This window comes from Kitasatospora sp. NPDC051914 (genome assembly GCF_040680995.1).
Lineage (GTDB): Bacteria > Actinomycetota > Actinomycetes > Streptomycetales > Streptomycetaceae > Kitasatospora.
The window spans coordinates 78,201-100,205 of sequence record NZ_JBFAXX010000002.1; the positions used below are offsets into that span (position 1 = coordinate 78,201).

The 22,005-nt window shown below is 73.5% G+C and carries 18 protein-coding genes; 5 read left to right on the forward strand and 13 right to left on the reverse strand.

Annotated features, from left to right (window positions below; genetic code table 11):
- Positions 1-2: 2 nt before the first annotated feature.
- The gene (locus tag AB0M03_RS02450; RefSeq protein WP_363487521.1) at positions 3-695 is read right to left on the reverse strand and encodes an ABC transporter ATP-binding protein; all 693 of its coding nucleotides are present in this window, start codon (positions 693-695) and stop codon (positions 3-5) included.
- 206 nt (positions 696-901) lie between these two features.
- Positions 902-2,215, reverse strand: a complete 1,314-nt coding sequence (locus tag AB0M03_RS02455; RefSeq protein ID WP_363487523.1) for a substrate-binding domain-containing protein — start codon at positions 2,213-2,215, stop codon at positions 902-904.
- A 379-nt stretch (positions 2,216-2,594) separates the two neighbouring features.
- Here AB0M03_RS02455 and AB0M03_RS02460 point away from each other — a divergent pair, with 379 nt between their 5' ends.
- A complete protein-coding gene (locus AB0M03_RS02460) occupies positions 2,595-3,356 on the forward strand; it encodes a CoA transferase subunit A (RefSeq protein WP_363487525.1) in 762 nt (253 codons plus the stop codon).
- A 1-nt stretch (position 3,357) separates the two neighbouring features.
- Positions 3,358-4,080, forward strand: coding sequence for a 3-oxoacid CoA-transferase subunit B (locus tag AB0M03_RS02465; RefSeq protein WP_363487527.1), 723 nt, complete (start codon positions 3,358-3,360; stop codon positions 4,078-4,080).
- A 163-nt stretch (positions 4,081-4,243) separates the two neighbouring features.
- Here AB0M03_RS02465 and AB0M03_RS02470 read toward each other — a convergent pair whose 3' ends face one another.
- From AB0M03_RS02470 to AB0M03_RS02480, 3 genes are all read right to left on the reverse strand, one after another.
- Positions 4,244-4,945, reverse strand: coding sequence for a uracil-DNA glycosylase (locus AB0M03_RS02470; protein ID WP_363487529.1), 702 nt, complete (start codon positions 4,943-4,945; stop codon positions 4,244-4,246).
- A 190-nt stretch (positions 4,946-5,135) separates the two neighbouring features.
- Positions 5,136-6,377, reverse strand: a complete 1,242-nt coding sequence (locus AB0M03_RS02475; RefSeq protein ID WP_363487531.1) for a low temperature requirement protein A — start codon at positions 6,375-6,377, stop codon at positions 5,136-5,138.
- A 246-nt stretch (positions 6,378-6,623) separates the two neighbouring features.
- Positions 6,624-7,403, reverse strand: coding sequence for an HAD-IIA family hydrolase (locus tag AB0M03_RS02480; protein ID WP_363487533.1), 780 nt, complete (start codon positions 7,401-7,403; stop codon positions 6,624-6,626).
- Between the two features lie 347 nt (positions 7,404-7,750).
- Between AB0M03_RS02480 and AB0M03_RS02485 the strand changes: the two genes are divergently transcribed.
- Together AB0M03_RS02485 and AB0M03_RS02490 are read left to right on the forward strand one after the other, a co-directional pair.
- A complete protein-coding gene (locus tag AB0M03_RS02485; protein ID WP_363487535.1) occupies positions 7,751-8,770 on the forward strand; it encodes a lytic polysaccharide monooxygenase in 1,020 nt (339 codons plus the stop codon).
- A 39-nt stretch (positions 8,771-8,809) separates the two neighbouring features.
- Positions 8,810-9,877 (forward strand): Gfo/Idh/MocA family oxidoreductase, encoded by a 1,068-nt coding sequence (locus AB0M03_RS02490; RefSeq protein ID WP_363487537.1) that lies wholly within the window; start codon positions 8,810-8,812, stop codon positions 9,875-9,877.
- 105 nt (positions 9,878-9,982) lie between these two features.
- Here the strand turns inward: AB0M03_RS02490 and mycP are convergent, their stop codons facing one another.
- From mycP to AB0M03_RS02530, 8 genes are all read right to left on the reverse strand, one after another.
- On the reverse strand, positions 9,983-11,419 hold the full coding sequence (gene mycP / locus AB0M03_RS02495) for a type VII secretion-associated serine protease mycosin (protein WP_363487539.1): 1,437 nt from the start codon (positions 11,417-11,419) through the stop codon (positions 9,983-9,985).
- A gap of 111 nt (positions 11,420-11,530) precedes the next feature.
- Positions 11,531-13,087, reverse strand: coding sequence for a hypothetical protein (locus tag AB0M03_RS02500; protein WP_363487541.1), 1,557 nt, complete (start codon positions 13,085-13,087; stop codon positions 11,531-11,533).
- Positions 13,088-13,121: 34 nt separating this feature from the next.
- Complete coding sequence (locus AB0M03_RS02505; RefSeq protein ID WP_363487543.1) at positions 13,122-13,718, reverse strand: hypothetical protein; 597 nt, start codon at positions 13,716-13,718, stop codon at positions 13,122-13,124.
- Between the two features lie 300 nt (positions 13,719-14,018).
- Positions 14,019-15,056: an adenosine deaminase gene (locus AB0M03_RS02510; protein WP_363487545.1), complete on the reverse strand. Its 1,038-nt coding sequence runs from the start codon at positions 15,054-15,056 to the stop codon at positions 14,019-14,021.
- Between the two features lie 53 nt (positions 15,057-15,109).
- A complete protein-coding gene (locus AB0M03_RS02515) occupies positions 15,110-16,417 on the reverse strand; it encodes a DUF445 domain-containing protein (RefSeq protein ID WP_363487547.1) in 1,308 nt (435 codons plus the stop codon).
- An 86-nt stretch (positions 16,418-16,503) separates the two neighbouring features.
- The gene (locus AB0M03_RS02520; protein WP_363487549.1) at positions 16,504-17,463 is read right to left on the reverse strand and encodes an ATP-binding cassette domain-containing protein; all 960 of its coding nucleotides are present in this window, start codon (positions 17,461-17,463) and stop codon (positions 16,504-16,506) included.
- A 48-nt stretch (positions 17,464-17,511) separates the two neighbouring features.
- Positions 17,512-18,285: an ABC transporter permease gene (locus AB0M03_RS02525; RefSeq protein WP_363487759.1), complete on the reverse strand. Its 774-nt coding sequence runs from the start codon at positions 18,283-18,285 to the stop codon at positions 17,512-17,514.
- 64 nt (positions 18,286-18,349) lie between these two features.
- Positions 18,350-19,243, reverse strand: a complete 894-nt coding sequence (locus AB0M03_RS02530; RefSeq protein WP_363487551.1) for an ABC-2 family transporter protein — start codon at positions 19,241-19,243, stop codon at positions 18,350-18,352.
- Between the two features lie 277 nt (positions 19,244-19,520).
- Between AB0M03_RS02530 and AB0M03_RS02535 the strand changes: the two genes are divergently transcribed.
- Positions 19,521-21,965, forward strand: a complete 2,445-nt coding sequence (locus AB0M03_RS02535; protein ID WP_363487553.1) for a transglycosylase domain-containing protein — start codon at positions 19,521-19,523, stop codon at positions 21,963-21,965.
- The last annotated feature ends 40 nt before the right edge of the window (positions 21,966-22,005 follow it).

Genomic DNA, 22,005 nt, shown 5'->3' on the forward strand with positions numbered 1-22,005 from the left:
CGTCACAGCGCCTCACCGAGATAGGCCTGCTGCACGGTGGAGTCCGCCATCACGGCGGCAGGCGTGTCCAATGCCAGAAGGGTGCCGTGGTGCATCACGGCGAGTCGGTCGGCCAGGCCGAGCAGGACGTCCATGTGGTGCTCGACCATGAGCACCGTCCGGCCGGCGTCCCGGTGCACCGAGCGGATGAGCTCGGTGAGGGCCGGCACTTCCTCCGCGCTGACGCCGGCCATGGGCTCGTCGAGCAGGATCAGCCGCGGTTCGGCGACGAGCAGGACGGCCAGCTCCAGCTTGCGCTTCTCGCCGTGCGACAGGGCGCTCGCCAGGGTGTCTGCGCGGTGGGCGAGTTCGGTTCGCTCCAGCGTCTCGGCCACCTGGGCCGAGAAGCGGTCCGCCCGGCGCCACAGCCGGTAGGAGGCCGCCGGCCCCGCCGCGGCCTGGGCGGCGAGCCGGACGTGCTCGGCGACCGTCATCCCGGCCCACAGGGAGGAGGTCTGGAAGGTCCGGCCGAGGCCGCGCCGGGCACGGGCGTGGACGGACTGGGTGGTGATGTCGACACCGTCCAGCTCCAGGGCCCCGTGCGTCGCCGGATAGATGCCGGAAATGATGTTGAACAGCGAGGTCTTGCCGGCACCGTTCGGACCGATGAAGGCGATGAACTCACCCTCGCCGACGGCGAAGGAGACGTCCTCCACGATCGGGACACCCCTGACCGACCAGCCCACCCCCTGCAACCGCAGGACAGGCGTCGCGTCGGCCTCGGCCGCACCACCGGTGGCCCCCGCCGCCGCCCGCGCAGTTGCCGACGCCGCCCCCGACACCGGTACCGACACCGACGCAGTTGCCGACGCCGGGCCGGAGACCTCCCGGCCCGGCGAGGACACGGATCGCGCCATGTCGCTCAGCCCGCCATGGCGATGACGGGGGGCGCGACCTGCTCGGCGGGGAGCGTCTTCTCCACCGTCGGCTTGGCTGCGGCACCCGTGCCGCTGAGCTTGACCTGGAACATCGGCTGCAGCAGGGCGTGGTCCTCGGCGCGGACCGTGAGCCTGCCCTTGACGCCGTCGAAGCTCCAGCCCTCCAGCGCCTTCACCAGTGCAGCGGTGTCGTCGGCCGAGCCGTGGTTGGCCTCGATCGCGTGGACGATCATCTGGGCGGCGGTGAAACCGTCCGGGGTGAAGATGTCGGACTTGCTGCCGGACTTGGCCACGGCCTCGGTCATCGCCTTCTCGATGTCGGTGCCGGCCGCGCCCCCGAAGTAGTGGTTGAGGAAGGAGATCTTCTCGCCCGCGGGACCGAACAGCGGGTATGAGGCGGCGAGGTCGAGTCCGGTGACCACGCGGGTGGCCGAGAAGACGTCCTGCTGGTTGAGGGAGGTCCACAGCGCGGACGCCGTCTCGCCGGCCCAGGCGACGAACAGCAGGTCGGGCTGGGTGGCCTTGGCCTGGGTGGCGAACGGCGTGAGGTCGGTCGCGCTCGGCGGGGCGAGCACGGCGTCCACAGTGGCACCGGCCTTGCCGAGGACGGCCTTCACGGCGGCCACGTTGGCCTGGCCGAAGGCACTGTCCTGCGCCAGCACCATCACCTTCTTGCCCTTGGCGTCGCCGACGAACGAGGCCGCGGTCAGGGTGTCCTGGTACGACTGCCGGCCGGAGCGGAAGGTGTACTTGTTGAGCGCGGTGACCTTGTCCGCCGCGGCGGGACCGCTGATGAACAGCACCTTGTTCTGCGCGGCGAACGGGGCGACCTGCAGGGCCACTCCGGAGGCCGTCGAACCGGCGAGGATCTTGTAGCCCTTGCCGATCAGGTCCTTGGCGCCGGAGACCGCCTTCGCCGGGTCACCGGCGTCGTCCTGCTCGACGAACTCGATCGGGTGCCCGTCCACCTTGCCGGTGCCCTTGGTCGCGTAGTCGAGACCGGCCTTGAAGCCCTCCAGGTACTGCTTGCCGTACGCGGCGAGCGGCCCCGTCTTGGAGTAGAGCAGTCCGACCTTGACCGGGCTCGAGGCATCGCCGCCCGAGCCACCCGCAGCTTCCGTACCTGCCGTACCTGCCTTGGCACAGCCGACCGCGAGCACGGTGCACGCCGCCAGCACCGCGATCCGGCGGCCGACGCGCAGCGAACGCCCGCCGGGGGCACCGGAGACGGCGGTGGCGGTCGCGGAAACGCCTTCCGCTCCATTGGATCTGACTCGGGAAGAGATTCTGCTGCGCATGGCGGACGGCTCCTGGGATTGCTGCGGGGGTGGATGCCGGAACCGTAGGAGCACGCCCAAGGGCGCGACATGTGGCCGGACGACGCACTGCCCACCGCGGCTGTGTGCCCTGCAGCCATGTCCGCGCACCGGGCGGCCTCCCATGTGGCCGAACCCCACGGATCGCGCGCGTCGAGTGTCGGGAACCGCCATGGATCGGCCCCCGCCGCACAGCAAGGGTGGAGGTGCCCGGCACGGCAGCGCCCCCACCCCTGCCCCAGTGCCCCCACCCCGAGCTCCGGGCTCCGCGCCACCACCCCGCCGTACCTGCAACCACCCCACCCGTCACACACGCCCCACCTGTCACACCCCACCCCCGATCCCTCAGTGAGGTGACCCCTTGGACAAGGTCCTTGACTCCCCCGATCTCGCCGTCGAGGACATCCCGGACGGAGCGAGCCTCGCCGTCGGCGGCTTCGGTCTCTGCGGCATCCCGAGCACGCTGTTGGGTGCCCTGGCGGCAGCCGGTACGTCGGGGCTGCGCGTCGTGTCGAACAACTGCGGTGTCGACGACTGGGGGTTGGGTTTGCTGCTGCGGGCGGGGCGCATCGCCCGGATGACGTCCTCCTACGTGGGCGAGAACAAGGAGTTCGCCCGCCAGTACCTCAGCGGCGAGCTGGAGGTCGAACTCACTCCACAGGGCACCCTGGCCGAGCGTCTGCGGGCGGGCGGCGCCGGCATCCCGGCGTTCTTCACGCCGGCCGGTGTGGGCACGCAGGTCGAGGAGGGCGGTCTGCCCTGGCGGTACGCGGCCGACGGGTCGGTGGCGGTCGCCTCGCCGGCGAAGGAGGTCCGCGAGTTCGGCGGCCGGCGGTACCTGCTGGAGGAGGCCGTCACGGCCGACTTCGCGCTGGTCAGGGCCGAGGTGGCCGACCGGCACGGCAACTGCGTGTTCCACGCGGCGGCCCGCAACTTCAATCCGCTCTGCGCCACCGCCGGGCGGGTCACCGTGGTCGAGGCCGACCTGATCGTCGAGCCCGGCGAGCTGCCGCCGGATGCGGTGCACCTGCCCGGTGTCTACGTCGACCGGGTGGTGGCCGCCGACCCCGCGGACCGTCGCATCGAGCGCCGCACCGTCCGTCCGATCCCCCAGGAGGTCTGAGATGCCCGCCACCGCCACGTCCGCCGTCACGGCCCCCACCGACACGTCCACCGCCCCCACCGCCCCCACGGCCCTCGATCCGCGGGACGCCCTCGCGGCCCGGGCCGCCCGGGAGCTCCGCGACGGACAGTACGTGAACCTCGGCATCGGCCTGCCGACGCTGATCCCCGATCACCTGCCGCCCGGTGTGCACGTGGTGCTGCACTCGGAGAACGGCATCCTCGGTGTGGGTCCCTATCCGCAGGGCGGGTCGGAGCACGCGGATCTCATCAATGCCGGCAAGGAGACGGTGACCGTCAACGACGGTGCGTCCTACTTCGACTCGGCGTTCTCGTTCGGCATGATCCGGGCCGGGCGGATCGACGTGTCCGTCCTCGGGGCGATGCAGGTCTCGGCCTCGGGCGACCTGGCCAACTGGATGATCCCCGGCAAGATGGTCAAGGGCATGGGCGGGGCGATGGACCTCGTCCACGGTGCACGCCGGCTGATCGTGGTGATGGAGCACGTCGCCCGGGACGGATCGCCGAAGATCGTGAACGAGCTGACGCTGCCCGCCACGGGCCGGGGTGTGGTGCACCGGATCGTCACCGACCTGGCCGTTCTCGACGTGACGCCGGACGGCCTCCTGCTGGTGGAGGTGGCCCCCGGCCGCACCGTCGAGGAGGTCCGGGCAGCCACCGGGCCCCGGTTGCTGCTCTCCCCCGCCCTGTCGGCCGACGTCTGACCCACCCCGCTCACCCTCCCCCGCCCGTCCCGCCACAGGCCCTGCCGCGGTCCCGCGCGAGCGGCCCCGCACCCCGCGGCGGGGCCCCGGCCGGGACAGCGAAGGCCGGCCGCGCTGCCCCCTCAACGGCGCACGGCCGGCCTTCGTACTCCCGCTCCCGGTGTCAGGAGTTCAGGTTCGGCACCTGCCAGTCGATGGCCTCCGAGCCGAAGCCCTCCAGGGCCTCGTTGATCTGCGAGAACGGCTTGCTGCCGAAGAACAGCTTCGCGGAGAGCGGCGACGGATGCGCGCCCTGGACGACCACGTGGCGGGTGGTGTCGATCAGCGGCAGCTTCTTCTTGGCGTAGTTGCCCCAGAGCACGAAGACGCAGGGCTCCTCGCGCTCGCTGACGGCCTTGATCACCGCGTCGGTGAACTTCTCCCAGCCCTTGCCCTTGTGCGAGTTGGGCTCGTGCGCACGGACCGTCAGCACCGCGTTGAGCAGCAGGACGCCCTGCTCGGCCCAGTGCATCAGGTAGCCGTTGTCGGGGGCGGGGATGCCGAGGTCGGCCTCCAGCTCCTTGAAGATGTTGCGCAGCGACGGCGGCGTCTTGGTGCCCGGCAGCACGGAGAAGCTCATGCCGTGGGCCTGGCCGTCGTCGTGGTACGGGTCCTGGCCGAGGACCAGCACGCGGACCTGGTCGTACGGGGTCGCCTCAAGGGCCGAGAACTCCTGCCCGCTGGGCGGGAAGACCTGGTGCTCAGCACGCTCGGTGGCCACGAAGGCGGCGAGCTGCGCGAAGTACGGCTTGCCGACCTCGTCCGCGAGCACGTCCTGCCAGGACTCGGGCAGCTCCAAACCGGCGTCCACGGCCGCCTCAGCCATATCCGTCACCACTAACCTCCCACCGACCGCGCCGCACTGCGCAGCGGCCGCCTCCGACGTACGACTTCCTACGACCCTGAACGCTACACACCCCGACCGACAGCCCGCGCCGCCCACCCGCTTCCGCCAGGCCCCGCCACCCCCGGCCGTCCGGCCCCGCACCGGCCGGCCCTCGGCGTCCGCCCCCGAACTACCCTTCGGCCGCCGCCGTCCGGGCCTTCCCGCGGCTCACCCGCACGTGTTCGAGGACGTTGAGGCCGACGAGCACGGCCGCGAGGGCCACCAGCGCGGCGACGGCGGGCAGCCGCAGCATCAGCGGCAGCAGGACGAGGACGACGCCGGCGGCCGCCAGCCGGGTCGGCGACACCCTGCCGAACATCATCCACCGGGTGTAGCTGAAGGAGAGCAGGTACAGCACGCAGCCGCCGTAGAGGAGGGCGAGCGTGCCGAGGCCGAGGGCGTGGCCGGGTTCGGCGACCGTCTCGCCGAAGCCGACCGCGACGGCGATCACCCCGGCGATCAGCAGCAGGTGGCCGTAGGAGAACACCCAGCGGATCATGTCCCGTCGGGAGGCCGCGGTCTCCACGGCGAACCGCATCGCGTCGGAGGCGAAGCCGAAGTACAGCCACCACAGGGCGCAGGCGATGACGAACGCGGCCGCCACCGACACCAGCTGTCCGGGGTGCAACCGGGACCCGGCGACCGGGCCGCCGATGCCCACGATGGACTCGCCGAGCGCTACCAGGAGGAACAGCCCGAACCGCTCGGGCAGGTGGCCGGGGTGGTACGTCACCGCGGCGAGCCGGCGGCGGAACACCAGCGGCGCGGCCAGGTCGCAGCAGGCGCCCGCGGCCCACAGGGCCGTCCGGGCCGGTCCGTCGGCCAGTCCGCCGAGGAGCATCAGCGGGCCGCTGACGGCGACGCCGACCCCGTACGGGCCGACCCAGACCCGGCGGATCCCGCGGACCAGCCACAGCAGCACCAGCCGGGCGGCCCAGTAGCCTGCGCCGAAGAGCAGGCCGCGTGCGCCGTACGCACCGGGCAGGGCGAGTGCCATGAAGAGTCCGCACAGGCCGACCGCGAAGATGCCGATGCGGTCGCGCGGGGTGTCGACATCGCGCACGTTGGCCTGCACGGTGGTGCCGACCCAGCACCAGTAGACCGGTGCGAAGGCCACCAGTGCCTGGCCGACGCCCACCCAGTCGTGGTGGTGGTGCAGCAGCTGGGAGACCTGGGTGACGGCGAAGACGAAGACCAGGTCGAAGTACAGCTCCGCCCAGGTCACCCGCTTCTCGTCGACCGTCTCCGACGCCCCTCCGACCGCCTCCGAGGCCACGTCGGCGTCCCCCGAAGTCCGGCCGACCGCCCCGGCGGCCCCCTCGCCCTCCGACGCCTGTGTCCTCGGCAGGCCGGCTTCCGTCGTCCGTTCCACTGCTCCCCCTCGGTTGAACGGTCCGGTCCGCCCACGGCGCCGCCGCAGGGGCCGGTGCCCCGGTCGACCTCTGGACTGCCCGAGACGGCCCGGGGACGGCCCGGAGAGTTCTGACTCCGGGTCAGTCTCGCCTCGAAGCCGTCCCACGGACAACCTTCGGTACGTCGGCGCACGGCCCCGTGCCCCACAGGTGCGCCCCCACCGGCGGAGACCCGCCGGTGGGGGCGCTGCGACTGTTCCCGACGGTCAGATCTCGTCGATCAGGTCGGCGATCGACTTCACGACGCGGGTCGGGCGGTACGGGAACCGCTCCACGTCGGCGGGGGCGGTGAGGCCGGTCAGCACGAGGATCGTCTCCATGCCGGCCTCCATGCCGGACACCACGTCGGTGTCCATGCGGTCGCCGATCATCGCGGCGGTCTCCGAGTGCGCACCGGCCGTGTTGAGCGCCTCACGCATCATCAGCGGATTGGGCTTGCCGACGAAGTACGGCTCGACGCCGGTCGCCTTGGTGATGAGGGCGGCGACCGATCCGGTGGCCGGGAGCACGCCCTCGGTGGACGGGCCGGTCTCGTCCGGGTTGGTGCAGATGAAGCGGGCGCCGCCGTTGATCAGGCGGATCGCCTTGGTGAGGGCCTCGAAGCTGTAGGTGCGGGTCTCGCCGAGCACCACGTAGTCCGGGTCCTTGTCGGTGAGGACGTAGCCGGCCTGGTAGAGCGCGGTGGTGAGGCCGGCCTCGCCGATGACGTAGGCGGTGCCGCCGGGCCGCTGGCTCTTGAGGAACTTGGCGGTGGCGAGGGCGGAGGTCCAGATGCACTCCTCCGGCACCTCCAGGCCCATGCCGGCGAGGCGGGCGCTGAGGTCGCGGGGGGTGTAGATCGAGTTGTTGGTGAGCACCAGGAACGGCTTCCCGGACTCCCGCAGGCGGCGGAGGAACTCCTCCGCGCCGGGGATCGGCGTGCCCTCATGGATGAGGACGCCGTCCATGTCGGTCAGCCAGGACTCGATGGGCTTGCGGTCTGCCACGTGCGTGTCTCCCGAGGTCGTGCGGTGGTCGTACAGAACTGCACCCCTCCGCGCGGCGCCCGCAGCGGGCGTACCGCGACGTGCGGGGGTCCTACTGGCTGCCCCAACGCGACCAGCCTAATCCGCACACCTGGCCGAGGGGAGGACGTCCCGACCAGCGGACGCCCCGGGGCCCGCGGGCAGGGCCGGCGAACGGGCGGGCGAGCGGAGGAACGACGGGCCCCGGCCGCCGTCTCAAGACGTCCTTAAGCGGCCCCTAACAACACTGAGGGCAGGTCAACTTCCCCTCCCGCAGTGGTTAGCGTGCTGGACACAGCCTCCCGCCCCCTCATTCCTGGAGCGCCACCATGCCCGCTCGCCCGTCCGCCCGCCGCCGGGTCACCGTCCTCGCCGGCGCCCTCGCCGGCCTGGCCCTGTCCGGCACGCTCGGCACCGGCACCGCCGCCGCGCACGGCTCGATGCAGAACCCGCTGAGCCGGGTCGAGGGCTGCTACCTGGAGGGCCCGGAGCACCCGAAGTCGGCGGCCTGCAAGGCGGCGATCGCCCTCGGCGGCACCCAGGCGATGTACGACTGGAACGGCGTGCGGATCGGCGACGCCAACGGCCGCCACCAGCAGCTGATCCCGGACGGCAAGCTGTGCAGCGCCAACAGCCCCGGGTTCGCCGGCCTGGACCTGCCGCGCGCCGACTGGCCCGCCACCAGCCTGAAGGCCGGCAGCGACTTCACCTTCCGCTACCGGGCCACCGCACCGCACCGCGGCACCTTCCGGCTGTACGTCACCAACGGCACGTACAACCCGTCGGAACCGCTGAAGTGGTCGAACCTGCAGTCCACGCCGTTCCTGACGGTCACCGACCCGAAGCTGGTGGACGGGCAGTACGTGCTGCCGGGGAAGGTCCCGGCCGGGCTGAAGGGCCGCCAGCTGATCTACGCGATCTGGCAGCGCTCGGACAGCCCGGAGGCCTTCTACTCCTGCTCCGACGTGGTCTTCGACGGCAGCGGGGCGGCCCCCGGCACCGCCGCCGTGCCGACCGCCGGCAGCGGCGTCCAGCACACCCACGAGGCCGCCCCGGGCAGCGCCGGCGCCCCGGCCGCCGTCCCGGCGGCAGCCCCCGCCGCGGCCACCGCCTCGCCCGCGACGAGCCCGGCCGGCGCCCCCGGCGGCACCGGGAACACCGCGCCCGGCACGCCCGCCGACGGCGCCGCCTCCTCCCCCGCCGCCGTCCCGGCCGGGGCGCAGCTCGCGCAGACCGGCACCGACCGCTCCACCGGCCTGATCGCCGCCGTCGGCACCGCGTTCGTGCTCTCCGGCACCGCCATGGCCGTGCTGCGCCGCCGCAACCGCCGCCGCGCGCACGCGCGCTGAACCACCGGACGGCCGGCGCGGCCGTGGTTGAGTAGGGGAATGAGCGAGCCCCGCCCTCCCTTCCGCGTCGGCCTGATCGGCTACGGCCTGGCCGGCTCCGCGTTCCACGCCCCGCTGATCGCCACCACCCCCGGACTGCAGCTGGCCGCGGTGGTCACCGCCAACCCGGACCGCCGCGACCGGCTGCGCCTCGCCCACCCGGGCGCGCAGCCGCTCGACACCCCCGCGGACCTGTTCGCCCGCGCCGACGAGCTCGACCTGGTCGTCATCGCCTCGCCCAACCGCACCCACGTGCCGCTGGGCGAGGCGGCCGTCGCCGCCGGCCTCCCCGTGGTGATCGACAAGCCGATGGCCGGCACCGCCTTCGAGGCGGCCCGGCTGTGCGACGCCGCGGAGCGGGCCGGCGTCCTGCTCTCGGTCTTCCAGAACCGCCGCTGGGACGGCGACTTCCTGACCGCCCGCCGCTTGGTCGACGAGGGCGCGCTGGGCCGGGTGCACCGCTTCGAGTCCCGGTTCGAGCGGTTCCGCCCGAAGCCGAAGCCCGGCTGGCGGGAGCTCGCCGACCCGGCCGAGGTCGGCGGCACCCTGTACGACCTGGGCAGCCACCTGGTCGACCAGGCGCTGGCCCTGTTCGGCCCGGCCGAGACGGTCTACGCGGAGATCGACACCCGCCGTGACGGTGCGGTGGTCGACGACGACGCCTTCCTCGCCATCACCCACGCCTCCGGCGTCCGCTCCCACCTGTGGACGAGCGCCCTCACCGCGCTCGGCGGCCCCCGCCTGCGGGTCCTCGGCGACAGTGCCGGGTACGTGAAGTTCGGCATGGACCCCCAGGAGGACGACCTCAAGGCCGGCCGCCACCCCGGCGACGGCCGCCCCTGGGGCGCCGACGACCCCGCCGCGTACGGGACGCTGGGCCAGGACGGCTCCGCCGACCGCATCCCCACCGACCCCGGCGACTACCCGGCCTTCTACGCGGGCATCGCCGCCTCCCTGGCCGACGGCACCCCGCCCCCGGTCGACCCGCGCGACGCCGTCGCCGCCCTCACCGTCCTGGAGGCGGCCCGCGGCTCCGCCGCCACCGGCAGCGTCGTCCGTCTCGACTGACGGCGGGCACCGCGGGCGGGTGGCGGTACCCCTGCCGGCGTCGGCAGGGCAAAGGAACGGGGCCGGTCGCGGATCGCGACCGGCCCCGGAGCCGTCCTCCGCCCGTCAGCGGGCGTACGGATTGCCACCTGGAGGCGGCGGGGTCTGCCCCTGCGGCGGCGGGAACCCGCCGGGAGCCGGCGGCTGCTGGGCGTACGGGCCCGCCGGCGGCTGCTGTGCGGGGAAGCCCGGCGTCTGCGCCTGGTACGGCGGCTGCGCCCCGTACGGGGCCGGCGGTGCGACCGGGGCCCGGGCCGCGGCGACCTTCTTCCGCTTGGCGAGCACCGCGAAGACGATCACCAGCAGCACCGCGGCGATCACGACCGCGCCGAGGATCAGCTGCACCTGGTCGATCGGGTCCGAATCCGAGTCCGAGGAGGGGGCGGCCGCGGGCTGCGAGGAGGCGGGCTCCTGCCCCTGGGCCGTCGCGGGCGCGGAGGCGCCGCCGGTGCCCGCGCCCTGGGACGGCTCGGCGGCCGCCGCGGTCTTCAGCGGGAACTCGCCGGCCGGGCCCGGGTCGCCGGGCTCGGTCAGCGCGATGCGCGGACGGACCGCCCCGTAGCCGATGAAGTCGCTGCGCTCCTTGGGGCTGCTGGCCGTGTTGATGAGCACGCGCAGGACCTGGTTGTTGGTCCAGTCGGGGTGCGCGGCCCAGAGGAGCGCCGCGGAGGCGGAGGCGACGGCCGTGGCGTCGGAGGTGCCGTTGGCCTTGCAGTAGCCGGACGGGCCGGTGCAGGCGTGGTACATGTCCGCGCCCGGCGCGGCCAGGGAGACCTGCGGGCCGTGCTCGGACTCCGCCGTGGCCTTGCCGTCCTTGTCGGTGGCGGCGACGCCGACCACTCCGGGGGACGCTCCCGGGTACTCCACCCGGTTGGTGGTGTTGCCGCTGTTGCCGACCGCGGCGAAGAGCAGGCTGCCGCGGGCGCGGGCGTGGTCCACCGAGGTCTTGAACTTCTGCAGGTCGACCGGCTTGAGGTTCGACGCCGGGATGCCCACCGACAGGTTGATGACCTTCGCGCCCTGGTCCGAGGCGTAGACGATCGCCTCGCCGAGCTGGGCGAGGTCGGAGTTCTCCGCCTCGACCTTGCCGCCGTAGGCGTCGTTGACCTTGATCGGCAGGATCTTGGCGCCGGGTGCCAGGCCGTACGCGCCCTTGCCGCCCAGGCCCTTGCCGGTGCCGGCGATGATGCTCGCCATGCCGGTGCCGTGGCCGGTGGAGTCCGAGGTGTTCCCGGCCTTGGTGAAGTCCTTGCCGGGCAGCACCTGCCCGGCGAGGTCCGGATGCGCGGCGTTGACGCCGCTGTCGATCACCGCGACGGTGATGCCCTGGCCGGTGCTGGTCTTCCACATGTCCGGGGCGTGCATGGCGTCCAGGTACCACTGCTGGGCGCGGATCGAGTCCGCGCCGGAGGCCGGCCCGGCCGCCGCTCCGACGGCCACCGCCGCCACAGCCATCACCGCGGCGAACCGCCGCCCCCGCACTCCCGTGCCCGTTCGCCGCATCCCGTTCTCCCTCGTCAACCGTCGCCGTCGGCCCGGCACGCCTCCTGACGCACGGACCTGCCCGGCCCCGGGGCGGCTCGTGGCCCCGCGGCCGGGCAGTCGATCTGATTCCTACTCAATCACGCCCGGGTTGACCGGACCCGTGCCGGACGTCCAGGTGTTCTCGTCCTCGACGAGATAGTCCGGACGGTTGCCGCGGTTCCGGTCCTTGCGCCCGGCACCGGCAGCGCCGTGGCCGCCGCCGAAGCCGCCCTGGCCCGACCGGCCGTCCGCACCGCGCTCCGCGCGACCGCGCAGACCGGTGCCGCCCTGGGTGAACTCGCCGCCCGCAGCCGGGCCGCGGCGTCCGCCGACCGTGCCTCCGGAGCGGCCCACCAGGCCGCCGCCCGCACGCCCGCCGCCGCCTGCACCGCGCCCGGCACCCGCGCCGCCCGCACCACCGGCGTGCGGCATGCCGCCCATGCCGGGAGCGCCGGCGCGGCCCGCCTGGCCCGCGGTCGGGGTGCTGCCGCCCGCGGTACCGCCCGGGCGCGCCCCGGCGCCGGTCGTACCCGCGCCGCCCGCGCGGCCGGCCCCGGCGGTGCTGCCGCCTCGACCGGTACCGCCGCCGCCCCCGAGACCACCCAGGCCGCCGGGCGGCATGCCGCCGGGCAGGTGGCCGCCACCGCCGCCACCGCCGAGGTTGCCGCCGCCGGGCAGCGACCCCACCGAGCCCCCGCCGGGCAGGTTCGGGTTCGGCAGGTTCGGGTTCGGCGCGGTCGGCACCGTCGGCGCATGGTCGATGCCCGTGCTCGGGATGTGCGGCGCCGGGTACGGCATGGTCTGGATCGGACCGGGACCGGTCGGCACCTGGTGGACGGGCGGCGTCGGCACCGTCTGGTGCCCGGACGGCGGGTTCCACGAAGGCGTCTGCGGGGACCGGGGCGATCCGCCCGTACCGTTGCCGACACCGCCGGTGCCGCCGCCCACGTCCACGTTCTGTGAGTCGTTCCGCCCTTCGGCACCCGGCACCGGCGGGAACTCCGGCGGCTGCGCGGAGTTCAGCCGCGTGACCGACTGGTCGTACGACTGCCCCAGCTTGTTCATCTGCTGGACGGCGTCCTGGTGGGCCTGGTCGATGCGCTTCCGGGCGGCCTGGGCCTCGTCCTCCGTCACCCAGTCGGAGCTGACCATGTTGGCGACCTTGTCGGCCGCCCAGCCGCCGACCACGTTGCCGATGCCGGGCATGACGGCGCCGCCCGCGATGAAGCCGCCGACGGAGACCGCGGTGTTGGGCTGGGCCTCGTACCGCCGGACGATCTCCATGTCGGAGGTCGGCACGTCCGGCATCGTCCGCTTGACCTCGCTGAGGGTCTCGCCGGCCGTGGCCATGTAGGTGCCGGCGTTCCGCGAGTACTCGGCCAGCTGCATGGTGGACCTGGAGACGTTGCCGCCCCAGGTCCTGAAGTTGTCGGCCGCCTCGCCCTGCCAGTCGAGGCCGCTCATGTGGGCGTGCAGCTCGTTGCTGATCTCGTCCATCTTCTGGGCGGCCAGCAGCAGTCGCTGGCCGACCTGCATGACGGCCACCGGGTCCGCGCTGTCGACCATGGCCACCAGCTGCTCGTGGCTGGTGCCGCCGAAGTCGTCGCCGTCCCGGTGGATCCGCCTGATGAACCGCTTCTCGGTCATGCCTCACTCCCCCTCTCCGCTGCCGGAGCACTCATCAGTACGAAACCTGCTGGTTGCCGCTGGACGGCTGCGGGGCCGACTGCGGGTACGAGGCGGGCTGCGCGTGACTGCCGCCGCCCGCGGCGGCCCGGTAGCCGCCTGCCGACGACACCTGGGTCTGCTGGTCCGCCTGGTTGAGGATCGACTGGAACTTCTGCCGCTGTTCCTCGTCGGAGTTCTCGTAGCCGCGAGCCGCCATGTCGATGCTGGCGCCCATCGCCTCGATCTGCATCGAGAGCGTCTTCGACAGCTGCTCCAGGTTGGCGTGCACCGTGGCGTAGGCACTCATCAGGCTGCCGGCCTGGCCGAAGTTCTGGCCGAGCTGCCAGGACTGCAGCTGCTGCTGGGAGACCTCGCCGTGACTCGCGGGCGAGCCGTCGAGGTCCTTCAGGATCGCGTCGACCTTGTTCTTGAAGGTCTGCAGGTTCTCGACCTCGACCTTGACGGCCTGGGCGCCGACCTGCCCGGCGAGTGCCTGGGACTGGGCGACCATCGCCGCGGTCTGAGCGGCCGTCACCGTGGAGACCACGTTGTAGAAGATGCCGTTCGTGTTGCTTCCGCCGCCGCCCGAATCCGCCGCTGCGCTGACCATCGATCCAACCTCCCCCGTGTCCGGCCGGCCCGGCACGGCCCGCCGTTCACCACATCTTGTCGACCCCCGGAATCAGGGTCCGTCACCATCCGATCGGTTGCGCGCACCGACGGGCGGCAGCAACCACCACCCGTAACATAGCGGCCGCCGCCAACACCCCGTCAGGGGGTCGGGCCGCACGGCTGCTATCGGTACGCACTCGTCACCCGACGGTCACAACATCCCCTCCCCCGGGGGCTGTTCCCACCCCGGCCTCCCCGGGTGCTTCCCGGGGAGGCCGTCTCGGCGCTTCCGGGCGGTTCAGCCCTTCCAGGCCGCCAGGTGGGCGTCGATCTCGCCGGCCAGCCGGGCCTTGCCGGCCGGGTCGAGGAAGGAGGCCTCGACGGCGTTCTTGGCGAGGGCGGCGACCCCGGCCTCGTCCAGGTCGAGCAGGCGGGCGGCGACGGCGTACTCGGTGTTCAGGTCGGTACCGAACATCGGCGGGTCGTCGCTGTTGACGGTGACGAGCAGGCCGGCGTCGACCATCTGCTTGATCGGGTGGTCCTCGATCCGCTCGACGGCCCGGGTGGCGATGTTGGAGGTCGGGCAGACCTCCAGCGGGATGCGGTGCTCGCCGAGGTGGTCGACCAGGGCGGGGTCGTGGACGGCCTGGGTGCCGTGGCCGATCCGCTCGGCGCCGAGGTCGCGCAGGGCGTCCCAGACGGTCTGCGGGCCGGTGGTCTCGCCGGCGTGCGGGACGCTGCGCAGGCCGACGGCGCGGGCCCGGTCGAAGTAGGGCTTGAACTGGGGGCGCGGCACGCCGATCTCCGGGCCGCCGAGGCCGAAGCTGACCAGGCCCTCGGGGGCGAGGTCGACGGCAAGGCGGGCGGTCTCCTCGGCGGCGGCCAGGCCTGCCTCGCCGGGGATGTCGAAGCACCAGCGCAGCACGACGCCGAGTTCCTTCTCGGCGGCCTTGCGGGCGTCCTCGATGGCCTCCATGAAGGCGACGTCCGGGATGCCGCGGCTGACCGAGGAGTACGGGGTGATGGTCAGTTCGGCGTAGCGGATGTGCTGGCGGGCCATGTCCTCGGCGACGCCGTAGGTCAGGGCCCGGACGTCCTCGGCGTCGCGGATCAGGTCGACGACGCTCAGGTACACCTCGATGAAGTGCGCGAAGTCGGTGAAGGTGAAGTACTCGGCGAGGGCCTGCGGGTCGACCGGGACCTTGCTGCGGCCCTCGTGCCGGGCGGCCAGCTCGGCCACCACCCGGGGGGACGCGGACCCGACGTGGTGCACGTGCAGTTCCGCCTTGGGCATGGCGGCGATGAACGCCTCGATCCCCTTGTTGCCTTCGGTCACCGCTCTGCTCCTTCGTACGTCGGCGGACATCGCATGCTATCCAGCGGACCGGGCTACCCGCCGAGGGCGACCGCGACGGTGTGGATGAGCAGCCCGGCGAGCGCGCCGACGACCGTGCCGTTGATCCGGATGAACTGGAGGTCGCGCCCGACGTTGGCCTCGATCTTGCGGGAGGCGTCGTCGGCGTCCCAGCCGGCGACGGTGTCGGAGATCAGCGCGGTGATCTCCTCGCGGTAGGTCTCGACGACGTACGCGGCGGCGTCCTGCAGCCAGCCGTCGGTCTTGGCCTGGAGCCGGGGGTCGGTGGCCAGCCGCCGGCCGAGGGAGCGCAGGCCGTCGCGCAGGCGCCGGCGCAGTTCGCTCTGCTCGTCCTCGGCGGCACCGAGGACGAGGGTGCGGACGGCGTCCCAGGAGGAGGCGATGAGGTCCTGCACCTCGGGGCGTTCCAGCAGGTCGGCCTTGGCGTGCTCGACCCGGGCGATGGTGTCGGGGTCGTGCTGGAGCTCGGTGGCGAAGTCGGCGAGGAAGTTGTCGATGGCGCCGCGGGCGGGGTGCCGGGGGTCGTCGCGGATGTCGGTGACGAACCGCATCAGCTCCTTGTAGACCCGTTCGCCGACCTGGTGGTCGATGAACTTGGGCGTCCAGCCGGGCGTCTTGCTGGTGACCCGCTGGACGATGTCCTCGTGGTGCTCGGTGAGCCAGTGGTGGACGCGGACGCTCACCAGGTCGACCACGCCGTGGTGTCCGCCGTCGGCGACGACCTTGCCGAGCAGGCGGCCGGCGGGTTCGGCGACGGGGGTGGCGGCGGCCCGGCGGGTGACGGCCTCGGCGACGACGGCCTGCACGTCCTCGTCGCGCAGGACGGCGATGACGCCGCGCAGGGCGGCCGCGGCCTCGCGGGTGACGCGTTCGGCGCTGCCGGGTGCGGCGAGCCACTCGCCGAGCCGGCGGGCGATGCCGATGGCCTCCAGTCTGGCGCGGACGACGGACGGGGAGAGGAAGTTGTCGCCGACGAAGTCGCCGAGGGACTTGCCGAAGGCGTCCTTCTTGGTGGGGATGATCGCGGTGTGCGGGATGGGCAGGCCGAGCGGGTGGCGGAAGAGCGCGGTCACCGCGAACCAGTCGGCGAGGGCGCCGACCATGCCGGCCTCGGCGGCGGCCGCGACGTAGCCGGCCCAGGCGCCGGCCCCGGCGGCGGAGGCCCAGGTGGCGAGGGCGAAGACGGCCGTGGCGAAGGCCAGCAGGCCGGTGGCGATGGTCTTCATCCGCCGTACGCCCTGGCGCTTGCGCTCGTCGGCCTCGGTGAAGCTGACCCCGCCGGGAGGTCGGGAGGCCGTTCCGGTTCTCTGTTCGACGCTCACCCCGACAGTCTGCCCCGCGCCCGCCGTCCTGATCGCGTCACCGGGCCGGGCGGCGATCAGGGGGCGGGGCCGGCGGGCCGGGCGGTTCAGCCGATGACGGCGCCCGCGTACATCCGGGCGATGACGTCCTCGATGGCGGGTTCGCGGACGGACAGGTCGGCCAGCGGGTAGCGGGCGGCGACCGCGGCGACGATCGGCGCGGCGCTCTCCCGGGCGGGGAAGGCCAGCCACTGGCGGGGGCCGTCGACCTTGACCACCCGGGCGCCGGGCACCCGGATCGGCGGGTGCGCCTCGGCGAGGTCGACGACCAGGGTGCGCTCGCTCTCGCCGGCGGTGTGCAGTCCGTCGAGGTCGCCGTCGTGGACGAGCCGGCCGTGGTCGATGACCATGACGCGGTCGCAGAGCTGCTCGATGTCGACGAGGTCGTGGGTGGTGAGCAGCACGGTGGTGCCGCGGCTGCGGTTGGCCTCGCGGAGGAAGGCCCGGACCTTGGCCTTGCTGACGACGTCGAGGCCGATGGTGGGCTCGTCGAGGTAGAGCACGCTGGGGTCGTGGAGGAGGGCGGCGGCGAGGTCGCCGCGCATCCGCTGGCCGAGCGAGAGCTGCCGGACGGGGGTGTCGAGGATGGCGCCGAGGTCGAGGAGTTCGACGCAGCGGTCGAGGTTGGCGCGGTAGCGGGCGTCGGGGATGCGGTGGATGCGGCGGGCGAGTTCGTAGGAGTCGCGCAGCGGGAGGTCCCACCAGAGGGTGGTGCGCTGGCCGAAGACGACGCCGATCCGGCGGGCGAGGGCGGTGCGGTCGCGGGCGGGGTCGACGCCGGCGACGCGCAGCCGGCCGGAGGTGGGGACGAGGATGCCGGTGAGCATCTTGACGGTGGTGGACTTGCCGGCGCCGTTGGGGCCGATGTAGCCGACGCATTCGCCGGCGCGGACGGTGAAGCTGAGGCCGTCGACGGCGTGCACCTCGCGCCGTTCGCGGCGGAACCGCCCGGCGCGGGTGCGGACGGTGAAGGTGCGGCGGACGTCGTCGAGTTCGATGAGTGCCATGGTGGGCTCCTGTTCGTCGGCGGGCGGTGCTGCGGGGTCGGGCGGGGGTCAGGTGCCGGTGCCCTGGTAGGCGCGCAGGCCGGCCCGCCAGGCGAGGGCGGCCGCGAGGACGCAGACGGCGGCGGCCAGCGGTGAGGCGTACTGGAAGGCGGCGGGCAGGCCGAGCGGGTCGGGCCGGCCGAGGACGTGCAGGGCGGGCAGCCAGTTGACGAAGGCGAGCGGGATGCCGAAGACGGTGCCGGCGACGAGTTCCTTGGCGAAGACGGTGGGCGGGTACTGGAGCAGGGTGGCGCCGCCGTAGGTGAGGGAGTTCTGGAGCTCGCGGGCCTCGCCCCACCAGAACTGCAGGGTGGCGCCGCCGACGAACAGGCAGGCGAAGATGACGCTGCCGCAGACCAGCAGGGCGGGCACGAGCAGGATGCGGTCGGCCGTCCAGTGCACGGGCAGCGCGGTGATCGACCAGCCGAGGACGGCGGCGGCCTGGACGGGCCGGCCGAGGCGGCGCAGCGAGAAGCGTTCCGCGCAGAGCTGGGCGAGGGCGGGTGCGGGCCGCACCAGCATGGTGTCGAGGGCGCCGGTGCGGATGCGGTCGCCGAGGGCGTCGATCGAGCCGACGAAGAGGTTGGCGGTGCCGAGGGCGAGGGCGGAGGTGCCGTAGAGGAAGCCGAGTTCGGGGAGGGTCCAGCCGCCGAGGGTGTCGGTGTGGCGGAACATCAGGACGACGACCAGGAAGTCGAGGGAGGTGATGGCGAGGTTGGCGGTGAGCATGAGGGCGAAGGACGCCCGGTAGGACATGGTCGAGCGGGTCCACATGCCGGCCATCAGCCACCAGGCGCGGACGGCCCAGCGGGCGGTGGCCCACCGGGAGGGGCGGGCGGTGGGGACGTCAGCCACCCTGCACCACCACCTTGCGGACGGCGAGCGCGAGGACGGCCCGGCCGAGGGCGAGCAGGACGGCGGCCCAGGCGAGCTGGAAGGCGAGGCCGGCGGCGAGTGCGGTGCCGGTGCGGTGTTCCAGGAGGACGTCGGTGGGGATCTGGATCAGTGCGGACCAGGGCAGTACGGCGGCGAGGTCGCCGAGCCACCCGGGGAAGAGCGTGATGGGCAGCAGCATGCCGGAGAAGAACATCGCGACCACCAGGACGACGGCCCGCACCCCTTCGGAGTCGTGCAGCCAGAAGCCGGTGAGGGCGACGAGGAAGCGCAGCCCGAAGCTGACGGTGACGGCGAGCAGGACGGACAGCAGGAAGACCGCCCAGACCAGCGGGGAGCCGGGCAGCCGGATGCCGAAGGCGAGCACGCCGGCGAGGGTGGGGAGGGTGCCGCGGGCGAGCAGGTGGAAGGCGGCGCGGCCGAGGTCGGCGGAGAGCCACCAGGCCTGGAAGTCGACCGGGCGGTAGAGGTCGACGGCGATGTCGCCGGTGCGGAAGCGCTCCTGGATGTCGTCCTGGAAGCCGCCGCCCCAGACGGCGACGGTGACCAGCAGGGCCTGGCTGATCCAGATGTAGGCGACGGCCTGGTCGGTGTCGTAGCCGCCGAGGCCGGGTCGGGCCTGCCAGAGGGCGAGGAAGGTGTAGGCGAGGATGAAGCCGAAGACGGTGTTGGTGACGGCGCCGGCGACGGTGGCGGCGCGGTAGGTGGAGTAGCGGCGGAAGGCGCCGGCCGCCACGGCCCGGTGGACGGCGAGGGCGCCGCCCGGGGCACGTCCGGGCGGATCGGCGGCCGCCGCCCTCCCGGGTTTCTCCCTGTCGGTCCCGGCGGACCCTTCGACACTCGACATATTGTCTCCTTGTCGACTTTTCGGCCCGCAGTCGCGGGCCCGTCGGCGCACGCGCATGCCGACCGCCCGTGCGGGCGCACGGGCAGCCGCGATCGGCTCCGACCGGCACACCCCGGGGGTCCGGGGACGGCGGGCGGAGCTGGCCTCTTGCGCTGCGCTATGCGGTTGTCACCTTTCACCGTAGCGCCGGGCCACCGCTCCCGCAGCCGAATTCCGGCACGGCCGGGCCGACCGGCGAAAACACCTGATTACGGGTCAAATCGCCCATAATTGCCCCATGAACCGAGCGCAGCGAGCCAACAACCCGGCGGGCGACAGCGACCACCGCCCCGGGCAGGACACCGCCACGCGCACCGACCCGCCCGCCCAGCGGACCACCGACACCCCTGCCGGCACCTCCGCCGAAGCATCCGGCGCCCCTACCCGCACCGCACCCCGCCGCGCCCCCGGCCCGCGCCGCCCCCACCGCGACGGCGGCCGCCCCCGCGAGACCGGCCCGCAGCCGCCGACCCGCCGCGAACACCGCCGCCTGCGCCGCCTCGCCCGCCGCGAACACCGCCGCAGCCTCCCCCGCTGGCGCCGCCTCCTCCCCACCTGGCGGACCGCCCTCGCCGCCCTCGCCGGCACCCTGCTGCTCGCCGCGGCCGCCTTCGCCGCCCTCTACCTCACCGTCCCCGTGCCCGACCCCAACGCGCACGCCCTCGCCCAGAGCAACGTCTACTACTACGCCGACGGCACCACCGAGATCGCCCGCACCGGCGCCGTCAACCGCGAGGACGTCCCCCTCTCGCAGATCCCCGACCACGTCCGCAACGCCGTCGTCTCCGCCGAGGACCGCACCTTCTACCGCAACCGCGGCATCGACCTCAAAGGCATGGTCCGCGCCGCCTGGCAGAACGCCACCCACCTCGGCGCATCCGGCCGCGCCTTCCAGGGCGGCTCCACCATCACCCAGCAGTACGTCAAGAACTACTACCTGACGCAGGAACAGACCCTCACCCGCAAGGTCCGGGAACTCTTCATCTCCCTCAAGGTCGACCGCCAGGACAGCAAGGACGCCATCCTCGCCGGCTACCTCAACACCAGCTACTTCGGCCGCAGCGCCTACGGCATCCAGACCGCCGCCCGCGCCTACTTCGGCACCGACGCCGCCCACCTCGACGTCGCCCAGGGCGCCTACCTCGCCGCCCTCCTCCAGGCCCCCAGCGCCTACGACGTCAAAACGGCCTCACCCGCCAACCGCGACAAGGCCGTCGCCCGCTGGAACTACGTCCTCGACGGCATGGTCACCCTCGGCTTCCTCGACCCGGCCGCCCGCGCCGCCACCGCCTTCCCCGACGTCCTCGAACCCAAGGCCGCCGGCGGACTCCAGGGCCAGGCCGGCTACCTCGTCGACATCGCCGACGACTGGCTCACCCAGACCGGCGTCCTCGACACCGCCACCCTCAAAGCCGGCGGCTGGCGCATCACCACCACCTTCGACAAGAACCGCCAGGACGCCTTCGTCAACGCCGTCAAACAGGAACTCACCGCCGAACTCGACCCCGTCGGCCGCCCCCGCACCGACACCGACGTCCGCGTCGCCGGCGCCTCCGTCGAACCCGCCACCGGCCGCATCGTCGCCGCGTACGGCGGCCCCGACTACGCCGTCCAGCCCTACAACGACGCCCTCCGGCAGGACAACCAGGTCGGCTCCACCTTCAAACCCATCGACCTCGCCGCCGCCCTCGAAGGGGACCGCACCACCCAGGACGGCAAACCCATCACCACCCAGACCCTCTACGACGGCACCAGCGGCCGCCTCGTCGTCGGCGGCCCCACCCCCTACGCCCCGCCCAACGAGGACGACGAGGACCACGGGCAGATCACCCTGCGCCAGGCCATGATGCGCTCGGTCAACTCCGTCTACGCCCAGCTCGGCATCGACGCCGGACTCGACAACGTCCGCCGCACCGCCATCCGCCTCGGCCTCCCCGACAGCCTCCAGGGCATGGACCCCGACCACAGCTCCATGACGCTCGGCACCGCCACCCCCAGCGCCCTCGACCTCGCCGCCGTCTACGCCGCCCTCGCCAACCACGGCCAGGCCGTCCGCCCCTGGGCCGTCACCGCCCTGGACCGCCCCGCCACCGGAGAGAAGCCCCCGCTCCCCTCGCACGACGCCACCACCGCCGTCAGCCGCACCAGCGCCGACGCCGTCACCGACGTCCTGCGCGACACCGCGGGCCCCAACGGCACCGGCGCCACCGCCCAGGCACTCGGCCGCCCCGCCGCCGGCAAGACCGGCACCACCGACGACAACCGCTCCGCCTGGTTCGCCGGCTACACCCCCGAACTCGCCTCCGTCGTCGGCCTGTTCCGCGAGAACACCAAGACCCACGCCAAGGAGTCCCTGGCCGGCACCGCCGGGTACGAACGCGTCAACGGCGGAACCTTCCCCGCCCGCATCTGGACCGCCTACATGGCCAGCGCCCTCGGCGGCACCCCCGTCACCCAGTTCGACCTGCAGCCCGGCCCCGGCAACACCGAACCGCCCACCCCCACCGCACAGGCCCCCAAGGCACCCCAGCCCGTCAAGCCCAAGCCCAAGCCGAAGCCGAAGCCCAAGGCCCCCGCACCGAAGCGCCCCGCACCCGCCCCCAAGCGCCCCGCGGCCGGCCGGCCCGCCGCAGCGCCCGCACCAGCCCCCGCACCCCGGCCCACCGGCCCGGCCGGACTCTGATCCCGCCGCCGGCCCTCCCGGCCGGCGGCCCCGGCCGCCC